Raw genomic sequence first — 13,067 nt, forward strand, 5'->3', positions numbered from 1 at the left:
CTAGATTAGCTTTTACAAGAAATGCCGCTGATATCAGCGGCATTTTTTATTGTATGGTTTACCACTAATCGTTAAAAGTTCAGTTTAAACACTAAACCGAATGCGGCTTGGTTTTCCATGTCTTCAGTGACATCGGGATAACTTAACTGCATTTCACCGCCAAAATAGTAACCAGCATAAGCATTAAGACTAACGTTAGTCGTTGCTTGCCAACCTGCGCGAGCAAAGCCTACCCATTCTTCAACTTCAATGGTTTTGTCATCGTCAGCAATTAAAAAACGCTCTGTTCGCATTGAGCTGCCCACGCCAAAATCCCAGTCACGATTATATTGATAACTTAACTCTAATCCTGCTGGGCCACTAAAACCAGCTTGGAACGGGTTAGCAAGTACCCACTTATCGCTTATCTGCCAACGTACGGCTAAATAAGGCAAGGTGCGCACTTCTGAAATATCATTTAAATATGCCACACCGAAACCAAGCATATTACCCGAATCAAAGCGGTACATCCCCGAGGCGACGACACCATAACTTTGTGCATTTGAAGATGATGCCGTATCAGCATAGGCATACTGTAATTTGGGTGCGATGAGAAACATCCAATGATTATCTAAGCGATACGATAGTGACAAACCGGCACTGTACTGATGGATGGTCGACCAAGGTTGAGTACTGCTGCGTAACAGGCTGTTTTGGTTAATATCCCAGTCATAATCGAGATTATCGTAGCCTAAGTTTGCCCCTATAGACCACTGACGATTAAGTGGCATGTTTGCCGAAAAACTGGTTTTCCATGTATCTCGTTGCAACTGATTAGGGTTAGCACTCTCTGCGCCTACATTAGCGGTGCCCGTTGATGTACGAGCAACAGTGAGTGAAAACGGTGAACGTTCTGGTGCCGCTAAAGCATGCTGACTTAACAGCAGACCCGATACGCACAATAATGACCGTACAGATAAATTCAGTGACTTACTCTGTGCCGGAGAAGAAATTACCTTAGTGTTGTAAAGCGTCATACTAATCTGCTTCCCTTCAAATAATGAAATAAACTGAATATTACTTTGGCTTAATTGCTCAAGTAATACTGCTATATGGCCAATTAAGTTCAACTTGAGGTTGAGTTTATTTTACGCCCACTTTATGTGCTCGTAAAAACATGTCGGCGGTATCTTGCAGGTATTGTTGTCTGGTGACGATTAAATCTTCTATTTCTAAGCCTAACTCTAGGCGTAATTTTAGCTCACCAAACAACATTAAACACAATCTAACCGCACTTTCATGAGGGTTTTCAAAAAAGTATTCGTTGTGTTCATTGACTTTTGTTAGGTAGTTTCGAACCAATCCTAGTACATGCTTAGGGCCTGCATTATAAAACAATCTAGACACTTCTGGGTGAGTATCGGCTTGAGCAACACAGGTTTTAAACACTGTCATGGCTTCTTTGCTAACAATCATTTCACCAAACTGCTGTGCAAATAACAAAATAACCTGTTGTGGTTGGCTGGCATCAATTAAGGCATCGTCGGTGAGTTGATGCACAACACATTTTGATTCAATCGCAGACACAAATAAATCGTCTTTAGAACCAAAATGGGAGTAAACAGTTTGTTTTGATACACCGGCATGCTTGGCCACTTCATCCATACTGGTGTTAGGGAAACCATGATGACAAAAAAGATCAATCGCAGACTCGAGCACCTGGGCACGCTTTTGCTCACTGCGGCTGATGTGGTTCTGTCCGCTGGGATTAAGCGCTGTGTGTTGTTTTGTCATGTTGGTTCCATAAATTAGCTCATTAAGCAAATCAAGCCTCTGCATTGCTGATCAGCATTTAGCCTAATAGTAACCAAAAATAGACTGGACAGTCTAGTTTTATAAAATTAGACTATCGAGTCTAGTTAACATTAAAGTTACATTTTACGTTGTGCTGAAAACCTATGAACTTATTATCTTTCATGCCAACGGCGAAAAACAAATCAACATTGACACTATTAATTGCTTTGCAAGGAATAAACTTATGAACGCGTCAAAGACATTCACTGCCATCATTCGATACTGGGCGCTAAGTTTAAGCTTAATCGTTTTAAGCGGTTGTGGCTCTGAGGTAAAAGAGCATTCGCATACAATTGACTATCAAGCGGTGTTATCGCAAAGCTTAGTGTTAAATGACCATTACCAGCATATGCAAACCTATACAGGCACGATTCGCTCAGCCAATACCACAGGTATTGGCTTTGAGCTTGCGGGTAAGCTCAACAATATCTCAGTCGACAGTGGCGATACTGTGACTAAAGGTCAAACATTAGCCCTACTTGATATCGAGTTATTAACGGCCGAACAACAGCAACTGCAAGCCAGTTTATTACAAACCCAAGCGGATATCGATTTAGCCAAAAGCACCTTAGTTCGCACTCAAAAACTAAAACAACAAAATTATGTGTCTGAACAGCAGCTTGATGAAACCCAGCAACAAGTCATTAGCTTACAAGCGAATCAAAAGCGAATAGAAGCCAGCTTAAGTGCCACCCATTTAAAAATTGAAAAATCGACATTGTTAGCCCCATTCAATGGCACTATCAGTCAGCGGTTTCATAATGTCGGCGAAGTGATTGCGCTAGGCAGTCCGGTTTTTACCTTAGTGGGTAACAGTGAGCCTTTAGCTTATATTGGGGTACCGATTGATATTGCACAGCAGTTAGCCGCCGAGCAGATGGTAGATGTCCGGGTAGGTAAACAAACCTTTACCGCTAAAATTGCCGGTATTAGTGCCGAGGTCAATACTATTAGTCGCACGGTGCAGTTGCGTATTCATTTGCCCGACTCAGCCAGAGTAATCAATGGCGAAATAGCTTATTTGGCTTATCAACAAGATGTGCCTGCATCTGGTTACTGGGTGCCGATGTCGGCATTAACCGATGGCGTACGCGGGTTATGGAACGTGTTTGCCTTAGTTAAAGCTGAGCAAGGTTTTTATACCATTGAACGTCGCGATGTTGAAATTATCTATACCAATGAACAACAAGCGTATATTCAAGGCGCCATAAAACCAACCGATATCATTGTCTCTCAAGGCTTGCATAAGTTAGTGGTTAATCAAAAAGTCACCCTAGCTCAAGCTGAGAAAACGGGGGCATTATGATTAAAGCATTTTTAGAAAATGGCCGCCTAACCAGTTTATTTATTGCATTATTAATTGTTGCTGGCTTAGGAGCAATTTCAAGCTTACCGCGTACGGAAGACCCACATATTACGAACCGATTTTCATCGGTTATTACTCAATACCCTGGGGCATCAGCAGAACGCGTTGAAGCACTCGTGACCGAAGTACTCGAAAATCAACTTCGCCGTTTAGAAGAGTTGAAGCTAGTCCAGTCAACTTCTCGACCGGGTATTTCGGTGATCCAGTTAGAATTAAAAGATACCGTTACCGATACCGCTCCAGTATGGTCACGGGCACGAGATCTTATTGCCGACAGTAAATCACTGTTACCCGTTGCAGCACAAAACAGTGTATTAGATGATCAGCTAGGGTATGCCAATACCGCTATTTTAGGACTGGTTTGGGCCGATGACAGCCCAGTAAGAGTCGATATTCTTAATCGGTACGCCAAAGAATTACAAAGTCGCTTAAGATTACTCAGCGGTACTGACTTTGCAAAGTTGTATGGCGCACCTGAAGAAGAGATTTTAGTAGAATTAGATGGTAATAAAATCAGTCAACTGCATTTAACTCCCGCAGGTATCGCGGCAATTTTAAATAATGCCGACAGCAAAATTTCCGCCGGTGAAATTAATAACAACCAGTTTAGAGCCTTAGTTGAGGTTTCTGGTGAATTAGACTCACAAAACCGTATCCGCCAAGTGCCGTTAAAAGTAGACGATTACGGCCAAATTATTCGCTTAGGCGATGTGGCCAATATTAGCCGCCAAGCTAAAACGCCTGCATCGAGTATTGCTTTAATCGACAGTCAACAAGGCGTATTAGTCTCTGCGCGCATGCTCAATAATAACCGCGTCGATGTATGGCAACAGCACGTGAGCAACGCCATTGACGAGTTTTCAGTAAACTTGCCGGCCAATATTAAGGTGCAATGGTTATTTGACCAACAAAGCTATACCAGCGATCGCTTAGGCGACTTGGTGATTAATCTGCTGCAAGGGTTTGTGATTATTTTACTGGTATTAATGCTGACATTAGGCCTACGTAATGCAGTGATTGTAGCAATATCATTACCACTAACCGCACTGTTTACTCTCACCTGCATGAAATATACTGGACTACCGATCCATCAAATGTCGGTAACAGGGTTAGTGGTTGCGCTGGGTATTATGGTTGATAACGCAATTGTGATTGTTGATGCCATTGCGCAACGCCGTCAGCAAGGTATGAGCAAACTTGAAGCGGTATCTAAAACTCTGCACCACTTATGGCTGCCACTGGCGGGTTCAACCATTACCACCATGTTAGCTTTTGCACCAATTGTGTTAATGCCAGGTGCAGCGGGTGAGTTTGTTGGTGGTATCGCAATTTCGGTGATGTTTGCATTGCTGGGGTCATATATTATTTCGCATACCATTATCGCAGGCCTTGCTGGGCGCTTTAGCCGCAGTGAAAAACCAACGGCTTGGTATCAACAAGGTATGGCATTTCCCAAAATCAGCCAAGCATATACAGCCAGCCTTTACTTTGCGTTAACACGGCCAATACTGACTGCGATTGTTATCGGTATATTACCTATTGTCGGTTTTTTTGCCGCGGGAAAAATGACAGAACAATTTTTCCCTCCGTCTGACCGCGATATGTTCCAAATTGAAGTCTACTTAGCGCCGCATGTGAGCATTGAAAACACCCTAGAACAGGTAAAACTGATTGATAATAAACTGCAAAAAATTGACGATATTGTGGCTGCGACTTGGGTTGTCGGGGGTAACACGCCCTCTTTCTATTACAATTTAACTCAACGGCAGCAAGGGGCAACTAACTATGCCCAAGCAATGATTAAAGTAACCGATTTTGCGGCGGCTAATCGATTAATTTTACAATTACAGAAAGAGTTTGATGTCGAGTTTCCACAAGCCCAAATCTTGGTTCGAAAACTGGAACAAGGCCCTCCTTTTAACGCTCCGGTAGAGTTGCGTATATACGGCCCCAATCTGGACACATTGAAAGCACTGGGTGAACAAGTGCGCGGGATTTTAGTTGCAACACCCGATGTGATCCATACTCGCGCAACACTAAGTTCTGGTGCGCCAAAAGTGTGGTTACAAGTCAATGAAGATGCCAGCTTAATGAGCGGCCTGAGCCTTAGCGATATTGCCAATCAAATTCAAATGGCGACTACCGGTATAATTGGTGGCAGCATTTTAGAGCAAACAGAATCACTGCCCATTCGTGTTCGTTTAGGCGACAACAGTCGCGAACAAGCCACACGTTTAGCCGAGATAAATCTGGTATCGCCTTCGGGTTCAGGTATACCGCTAGCGGCATTATCTTATAACGAAATCAATGTGAGTCGCGGCGCAATCCCCCGCAGAAATGGCGAACGCGTCAACACTATTGAAGCTTATATCACCAGTGGAGTACTGCCTGCACAAGTATTAAACGAGGTTAAGGATACCATTGCTAATTTGTCTATTCCGGCGGGATATCATCTTGAAATTGGCGGCGAAAGTGCAAAACGTAATGAGGCAGTGGGTAATTTATTGTCAAATGTAGTGTTAGTTGTCACCTTATTACTAGCCACTGTGGTGCTGTCATTTAACTCATTTAGATTAACGGCAATCATTTTACTGAGTGCATTTCAATCGGCGGGTTTAGGTTTATTATCCGTGTATGTATTTGGCTATCCGTTTGGGTTTACCGTTATTATCGGTTTATTGGGATTAATGGGCTTAGCCATTAATGCTGCGATTGTTATTTTGGCTGAATTAGAAGATATACCCGAGGCGCGTCATGGTAATGTTGAGTTAATCATCAGTACAGTGAGCAGTTGTGGTCGTCATATTGGCTCCACCACCATCACGACTATAGGCGGCTTTTTACCGCTAATTATTGCAGGTGGTGGCTTTTGGCCGCCATTTGCCATAGCCATTGCTGGCGGTACGCTTTTGGCGACCATGTTGTCACTGATTTGGGTGCCAGTAATGTATACCTTGTTGATGAAACCTAAGGTCAACCTTATCAAGAAGCCAATTTCGATTTAATGTTCAATACAAAATAAAGATTTCGCCCTAAACTGGCAGTAAAAATCCGGTTTAGGGCAGTAAGCACAAAACTCAAACATAAATTAAACGGTTTTCTCTAACAAGAACCAATTGGTGTCGTCTTGAGGGAAATTAATGTCTCTGTGGTAAACAAAGCCATAATCAACCAAGGTTAAATCTGAATACTTGTCGAGCATGTCACCGGCCCAACATACTTTCTCGTCCAGCCTTATAAGCCACATGACTTCCCTAACCTGCACCGTGCAATTAGGTATAAATCGACAATTTGGTCAAATAAACAAGATAATAATTCAATTCAACTTAATATATTATGGTTAGCTCTACCCTCTTAATACTTGCTAGTAGTGGCCCGAGCAAAAAGGCAGGTGCTAATTTAGATATAGTTAACATAAGCGTTATTGATTAACCTAAAAAAACAGTCTAAATTTAAAATTCCTAGTCGTATTATGCGATAAATGTACCCATAGAACATGAATCTTCTTTTGTTTCACACTTTTGGCTTCATACCAGACAATCTTTACATTTACGCGGTATATTAAATTGAGCGAACCATATCTATTTAGATTAATCATCACAATAATTATGAGAAAGAGCATATGAACTATAAAAACTGGCCTATTTCAAAACAAATAGGCTCTCTTGTCGTGTTGTCATCCGTTATTATTTTCACCGCTATGTCTTGTTTTTCATATCTAACCGCTTCCACTGTATTACATGATAAAGCGATCAAAGCTATACAATCACAAATGGACAGTAATACTCATTTACTTGAACTGGAATACGACAGTATGTTGTCTTCGGCGAAACGCAGCTCTGATATTCTTCGTACTTTATATCCAGGACAATTCTCGATAGAAAATAAATCCGTTGACGTGTTAGGCGTTAAGACTCCGGTTCTTTTACATGATAATGAACAAGTTAATAATGAAAATAATAATGTAGACCGCTTTTCGCAACTAACTGGCGGCGTAGCGACTATATTTGCTCGTGATAATGATGATTTTGTTCGAGTGTCAACATCACTGAAAAAAACGGATGGTAACCGTGCGCTAGGGACTTATCTGGGGGTTAATCACCCAGGCTATAAGCAATTAATTAGTGGTCAAAAATACGAAGGCTATGCCAAGCTTTTTGGCAAAGATTACATGACAATTTATAGCCCAGTAAAAGACAGCAGCGGCAAAGTTAATGCTATCCTTTTTATCGGTTATGACATTAGCCAATCAATTCTGCAAATCCAGAATGCACTTAAAACACTCACACTCGAAGAGTCAGGATCTTATGCCATTATCCGTAATTCTGATAAACAAGTTATTTCTCATCGCGATTTGAACACTGAAGCGCCTTTTACTGAATCATTGTTTAATGGTTTATCGCTTGAACAGGCACTCACAGATAAAGGCAGCTGGGTTTACACTTCATTATCGGATGAAGAGATGTATGCTTATTCAATAAAGATTGCCGGTTGGAATTGGACCATGGTTGGCTATGTGCCAACCAAAGAATTAAATAATGAAAGTTTAGCTATGCTAAAAATTAACGTGATTTTAGCATTGATAGGCATAGTTCTGATTGCTGTTTTACTGTTTATGGTGATCAATCGTGCGATGAAGCCATTAAAAAATCTACAGCAACAAATCGCTAAATTAGGTCAAGGCGATCTTTCACAAACATTCATGCAGTGCTCTGAAAGCAGTGGTAATGAAGTTGATCACATCACTATCAGTGTGACCCAAATGGCTGCGAGTTTGGCGAGTTTAATTGAATCATTAAAACAGTCGGTTATTAGCTTAGAAAACCAAGCCAATCAAAGCCAACAAACATCAAAGTTAAATGGTCATGAAGCAAAAGCACTGTTAAACCAAACAGAGCAAATTGCGACGGCTATCGAAGAGATGTCTTCTTCGATTAAAGACGTCGCCCAAAATGCTAGTCAAGGAGCACAGCAAGCGCAGGAAATTGATAGTGCATCAGCTCAAGGGCATGCTCAGTTAAGCCAAGAGGTCACAGCGCTGCAATCTTTAAGTGAGCAACTCATCCAAAGTCAAAAAAATATTGAAAGTGTCAGCAGTGAGAGCCAAGCTATTAGTAAAGTAACTGAAGTGATTAATGGCATTGCAGAACAAACTAACTTGCTAGCATTAAACGCTGCTATTGAAGCTGCTAGAGCAGGAGAACAAGGTCGTGGTTTTGCCGTTGTGGCTGATGAGGTGCGCTCTCTTGCGCAAAGAACGCAGCGTTCAATTAGTGAGATTAGCTCGACGATAGCTAAATTACAGCATCAAGTAAAATTTACCGCGACACAAATGGTCGAGTGCCAGCAGTTAGGAGCATCTTCAGCTGAACAAGCTAATATCGTCAATCTCCAACTCAGTCAGATTAATCAGAGTATCGGTGAAATGGCAATATTCTCATCCAGTATAGCCAGTGCTACTAATCAACAAAGCACAGTGGCAGATGAGGTGTCTCATAGCTTGCATACTATAGCGACGTTGGCACAAAATAGTGATGAACGGGCAACAAAAGCGGTCAGTGATGCAGAACAATTAACCGCACTTGCGGTCAGCATCAAACAACAAATTGGAGTATTTAAAGTCGTGTAGTTGACTGAAATTGATAACAGGGATCAGAGCTCAGCGATTGGGTTCTGATCCAATAAAATGCTCTTCAGGCCCATGATACCCGATTACCACGCGACTCAAATATCACTAATATTCAAGTACAGCACAGCACGATTTATCTCTTCTACAAGACTCAATTATCACTATATTGATTGCATTATTATTGTGGTGCCATCCCACTGTTATGATTGTTTTCAGTTATCGTTTTCAGTTATCTTTCTCAGCCTTCTGCATCAATCCCCTACATCGGCGCCCTAAATCGATCTCCTCCCTCTAAGACATCTTGTCCTACATCGATTGGGCTCTATCTTTATAGACATCAACATAACGTAAAGTAACTTTATACTTGCTCGATCAGGTTAGCTATAGGCTGAATGAATAACCAAGATAAGTTGGTAACTGGCTTGATTATTCGACTACTATCAAGCCTGTTTAGAAGTGTGCTTTATTACCTACCAAACAAAAGCCAATAAAAAACCGCCTTGTTACCAAGACGGTTTTTCAATTACAGATGTCGCGATTAGTTGTCGCTGTTACGATCCATATTTTCAGTATTCTCAAGCCATAACGCGTTGATAATACCGAATGAACACGCTAACAATACACCAAGAATCCAAGCAAAATACCACATAAATGTTGCTCCTTAATTTAATAAAGTGAGTTTTTATTGTTTTCAATAAACTCACGATTTAAGCGGCCAAACATCTTGTAATAAGTCCAAATGGTATAACTTAGGACAGTCGGTACGAAGATGATAGCGGCAACGGTCATTACTTTAAGTGACATTTGGCTAGCAGTAGCATCCCACATAGTTAAGCTCACATTAGGCTCTAATGATGAAGGCATAACAAATGGGAACATAGCAGCACCACACGTTAAAATCACCCCCGCAACAGCAAGCGAGCTGAAAAAGAATGCAAAACCACTACGATTCAAACGACTGGCTAATACCACTAGTACTGGCATTAACAAACCTAATACAGGAAATAGCATAGTCAAAGGATATTTATCGTAGTTTATCAACCAACCACCGGCTTCAACCGCTACCGTTTTAGTGGTTGGATTTGATACTCCAGCGACGTCAAGAGCTGAAGTGATCACATAACCATCAATACCATTGACCAACCAAAAGCCTGCTGCACCAAACAGAACCACTAATAGACTGCCACAAATTTGTGATGTCTTAGCACTGCGCACACGAAGCTCGCCGTCCGTCTTCATTTGTAACCATGTAGACCCTTGCATTATCACCATAGTGACACTCACAAGACCGGCTAATAACCCAAACGGATTTAATAAACCGAATAGACCGCCATGGTAGGTAGCACGTAAATATTCATCAAAGTTAAACGGTACACCTTGGAGTAAGTTACCAAATGCAACACCAATGATTAATGGTGGTACGAAACAGCCGACAAATAATGCCTTGTCCCATGTTTTGCGCCATTTTGGATCTTCAATTTTAGAGCGGTAATCAAAGCCAACAGGACGCAAAAAGAGTGCGAACAACACCAGCATCATTGCCACATAAAAACCAGAAAACGCCACTGCGTAAACCATAGGCCAAGCTGCAAATAATGCACCACCAGCAGTGATTAACCAAACTTGGTTACCATCCCAGTGCGGAGCAATTGTGTTGATCATGATACGGCGATCGGTATCGTCTTTACCTATAATAGGTAACAATATCCCCACGCCCAGATCAAAGCCATCTGTCACGGTGAAACCAATCAATAATACACCGATTAACGCCCACCAAATAAATCTTAATACTTCGTAATCAAACATAATCAGGTCCTCAGATTAAGCATCTTGGGTTTCGAAATGGTAACGGCCAGTCTTTAAGCTACTAGGGCCAAGACGAGCAAACTTGAACATTAAGAAAGCCTCTATCACCAGTAAAATGGTATAGAACACCGTAATCGAAATAATACTAAACCAAAGATCCGCCGTGGTTAAACTAGACGCCGACATAAAGGTCGGAAGCACTTCAGAAATAGTCCAAGGTTGGCGACCAAACTCTGACACAAACCAACCGGCTTCAATGGCAATCCAAGGAAGTGGCAAGCTATAAAGTGCTGCACGCAGTACCCATTTCTTCTCAGCGATTTGATGACGAGTGCTTTGCCAGAAAGCGGCTGCAAACACAAACAACATAATCACCCCTGCTGCCACCATAATCCGGAAACTCCAGAACATAGGTGCGACAGTTGGAATAGAATCATAAGAGGCCGCTTTAATCTGCTCTTCGGTAGCATCAACCACTTTGTCGGTATAACGCTTAAGCAAGAAACCATAACCTAAATCGATTTTAGTCGCTTCAAATTGCTCTCTAACCTCTGCTGATTTATCACCAGCACGTAGTTTTTCAAGCAATCCGTAGGCAACCATACCGTTACGAATTCGTACTTCGTGATCTTTAATAAGATCCTTAATACCCGTCACTTCTTCGTCTAATGTTCGCGTTGCAATAATACCCATGGCATAAGGGATTTTAATCGCATAGTCGGTTTCCATGGTTTCTTGATTAGGAAAACCAACGACAGTAAAGGCTGCAGGAGCAGGCTCAGTGTGCCACTCAGCTTCAATAGCTGCTAACTTAACACGTTGAACTTCGCCGACTTTATAACCCGACTCATCGCCTAATACGATAACCGATAAAATCGCTGCCATACCAAAGCTTGCTGCAACAGCAAATGAGCGCCGAGCAAACGGTAAGTCACGCCCTTTTAATATGTAGTAGGAGCTAATAGCTAACACAAACATCGAACCAGCAACATAACCAGAGGCTACTGTATGAACAAACTTAACTTGCGCGACAGGGTTAAACACTACGGCGCCAAAATCAACCATCTCCATGCGCATGGTTTCATAGTTAAATACTGAACCTACTGGATTTTGCATCCAACCATTGGCAATCAAGATCCATAAGGCTGACATATTAGAGCCGATGGCAACAAGCCATGTGACCACTAAATGCTGACGTTTACTAAAACGATCCCAACCGAAAAAGAACATCCCGACTAACGTTGACTCGAGGAAGAAAGCCATTAAGCCTTCAATGGCCAGAGGCGCACCAAAAATGTCACCTACATAGTGAGAATAGTAGGACCAGTTAGTACCAAACTGGAATTCCATTGCTAAACCCGTAGAAACACCTAGAGCAAAGTTAATCCCAAACAACTTACCCCAAAATTTTGTCATGTCTTTATAGATTTGCTTATTCGTCATCACATACAGTGATTCCATAATCGCAAGGATGAAAGCTAAACCTAGGGTGAGTGGAACAAATAGAAAATGATACATGGCTGTCAACGCAAATTGAAAACGCGATAGCTCAACGACCTCTTCGATAATCATTGGCGGCTCCTTACTTCAGTACAACCAAATACTACACAGTAACACGGGGTTACTATAATGATGATGTTATACCTGAAAACGGTCATATTGAAGCAGTGGATAACTCACCAATGAGTAAAAATGATAAATTAATCTGTTTGCCTGTGTTTTCAAGTGCAATCTTAAACGCCTTGTATCTTACGGTATAAATACCTAGGAGATCATATTTTTTAGTCAAAAATGTGATAAACATTAGATTTTTCGAATGGATAATATTTTGATATAAAAAATCAGGCCTTTACAGTGAAAATCACTCTTAAATGATCTCCAGTTGTTGTCAGATGGATCACAATTTATCAAAAAAATGGTCATATTTTCTGTAAAACTTTTTGAACATCTCTCGCACCCCCCTCTTGAGGTATTGACAAAAACAAGCCAATTGCTAGGAAGATAAATCGATTAAATATAGGTCGCCATAAAAAACCCAACTCATCACTATTGTTAAAAGAAAGTATAAAAACCAACAACTCAATAATAATTAATAAATTATTTAAATAATGTTAATTTTAAATGAATTAAACTAAATATTAATAATCAATAACTTATAATTCAAATATAATAAATATAAAAAAACAACGCCAACAAACCATTAGATTAACTAATGACAAGAATCATTTTTTCTCGTTTGAGCCAGCAATAAGGTAACTGTATAATTTCCACACAGTTAAGAAAACGAACAGTGGTTGCACGATGAGTCGTCGTCTTAATTCCAGTGACCTAACCTAAAGAGAAGTGCTATGACTCAATTATTCGAAAATATTGCCAACTTGTACAAACGCGTTTTTACTGAAATGTTTACTGCTAAAGAAGTGAAGTAAGATC

9 protein-coding genes are annotated in these 13,067 nt (G+C 41.1%); 3 read left to right on the forward strand and 6 right to left on the reverse strand.

Going from position 1 to position 13,067, the window contains the following annotated elements; all coding sequences use genetic code 11:
- Positions 1 to 71 precede the first annotated feature (71 nt).
- Together H5114_RS01120 and H5114_RS01125 are read right to left on the reverse strand one after the other, a co-directional pair.
- On the reverse strand, positions 72 to 1,016 hold the full coding sequence (locus H5114_RS01120; protein ID WP_124016886.1) for a DUF6268 family outer membrane beta-barrel protein: 945 nt from the start codon (positions 1,014 to 1,016) through the stop codon (positions 72 to 74).
- Between the two features lie 106 nt (positions 1,017 to 1,122).
- Complete coding sequence (locus tag H5114_RS01125) at positions 1,123 to 1,773, reverse strand: TetR/AcrR family transcriptional regulator (protein ID WP_182721990.1); 651 nt, start codon at positions 1,771 to 1,773, stop codon at positions 1,123 to 1,125.
- 244 nt (positions 1,774 to 2,017) lie between these two features.
- Between H5114_RS01125 and H5114_RS01130 the strand changes: the two genes are divergently transcribed.
- Positions 2,018 to 3,139 carry an efflux RND transporter periplasmic adaptor subunit gene (locus tag H5114_RS01130; RefSeq protein ID WP_182721991.1) on the forward strand — a complete coding sequence of 374 codons (1,122 nt, stop codon included), beginning with the start codon at positions 2,018 to 2,020 and terminating at the stop codon, positions 3,137 to 3,139.
- On the forward strand, positions 3,136 to 6,204 hold the full coding sequence (locus H5114_RS01135; RefSeq protein WP_182721992.1) for an efflux RND transporter permease subunit: 3,069 nt from the start codon (positions 3,136 to 3,138) through the stop codon (positions 6,202 to 6,204). The genes H5114_RS01130 and H5114_RS01135 overlap by 4 nt, the downstream gene beginning before the upstream one ends.
- A gap of 83 nt (positions 6,205 to 6,287) precedes the next feature.
- Here H5114_RS01135 and H5114_RS01140 read toward each other — a convergent pair whose 3' ends face one another.
- The gene (locus H5114_RS01140; RefSeq protein WP_220492411.1) at positions 6,288 to 6,446 is read right to left on the reverse strand and encodes a hypothetical protein; all 159 of its coding nucleotides are present in this window, start codon (positions 6,444 to 6,446) and stop codon (positions 6,288 to 6,290) included.
- Positions 6,447 to 6,821: 375 nt separating this feature from the next.
- On the opposite strand from H5114_RS01140, the gene H5114_RS01145 reads away from it, so the two are divergent.
- On the forward strand, positions 6,822 to 8,828 hold the full coding sequence (locus tag H5114_RS01145) for a methyl-accepting chemotaxis protein (protein ID WP_182721993.1): 2,007 nt from the start codon (positions 6,822 to 6,824) through the stop codon (positions 8,826 to 8,828).
- 538 nt (positions 8,829 to 9,366) lie between these two features.
- Here the strand turns inward: H5114_RS01145 and cydX are convergent.
- From cydX to H5114_RS01160, 3 genes are read right to left on the reverse strand one after another with little or no spacing between them, the layout of a single operon-like run.
- Positions 9,367 to 9,477 carry a cytochrome bd-I oxidase subunit CydX gene (gene cydX / locus H5114_RS01150; RefSeq protein WP_124016873.1) on the reverse strand — a complete coding sequence of 37 codons (111 nt, stop codon included), beginning with the start codon at positions 9,475 to 9,477 and terminating at the stop codon, positions 9,367 to 9,369.
- A 17-nt stretch (positions 9,478 to 9,494) separates the two neighbouring features.
- Positions 9,495 to 10,634, reverse strand: coding sequence for a cytochrome d ubiquinol oxidase subunit II (gene cydB, locus H5114_RS01155; protein WP_124016872.1), 1,140 nt, complete (start codon positions 10,632 to 10,634; stop codon positions 9,495 to 9,497).
- A 15-nt stretch (positions 10,635 to 10,649) separates the two neighbouring features.
- A complete protein-coding gene (locus H5114_RS01160; RefSeq protein WP_124016871.1) occupies positions 10,650 to 12,206 on the reverse strand; it encodes a cytochrome ubiquinol oxidase subunit I in 1,557 nt (518 codons plus the stop codon).
- Positions 12,207 to 13,067 lie beyond the last annotated feature (861 nt).

This window comes from Shewanella sp. SR43-8 (genome assembly GCF_014163775.1).
GTDB classification, from domain to species: Bacteria; Pseudomonadota; Gammaproteobacteria; order Enterobacterales; family Shewanellaceae; genus Shewanella; species Shewanella vesiculosa.

Bases quoted from the DNA above. Each gene is read 5' to 3' on its own strand.
- H5114_RS01125 (WP_182721990.1), bottom strand. From the start codon at position 1,773: ATGACAAAACAACACACAGCGCTTAATCCCAGCGGACAGAACCACATC.
- H5114_RS01135 (WP_182721992.1), top strand. From the start codon at position 3,136: ATGATTAAAGCATTTTTAGAAAATGGCCGCCTAACCAGTTTATTTATT.
- H5114_RS01160 (WP_124016871.1), bottom strand. From the start codon at position 12,206: ATGATTATCGAAGAGGTCGTTGAGCTATCGCGTTTTCAATTTGCGTTG.
- H5114_RS01140 (WP_220492411.1), bottom strand. From the start codon at position 6,446: ATGTGGCTTATAAGGCTGGACGAGAAAGTATGTTGGGCCGGTGACATG.
- H5114_RS01130 (WP_182721991.1), top strand. From the start codon at position 2,018: ATGAACGCGTCAAAGACATTCACTGCCATCATTCGATACTGGGCGCTA.
- H5114_RS01120 (WP_124016886.1), bottom strand. From the start codon at position 1,016: ATGACGCTTTACAACACTAAGGTAATTTCTTCTCCGGCACAGAGTAAG.
- cydX (WP_124016873.1), bottom strand. From the start codon at position 9,477: ATGTGGTATTTTGCTTGGATTCTTGGTGTATTGTTAGCGTGTTCATTC.
- cydB (WP_124016872.1), bottom strand. From the start codon at position 10,634: ATGTTTGATTACGAAGTATTAAGATTTATTTGGTGGGCGTTAATCGGT.
- H5114_RS01145 (WP_182721993.1), top strand. From the start codon at position 6,822: ATGAACTATAAAAACTGGCCTATTTCAAAACAAATAGGCTCTCTTGTC.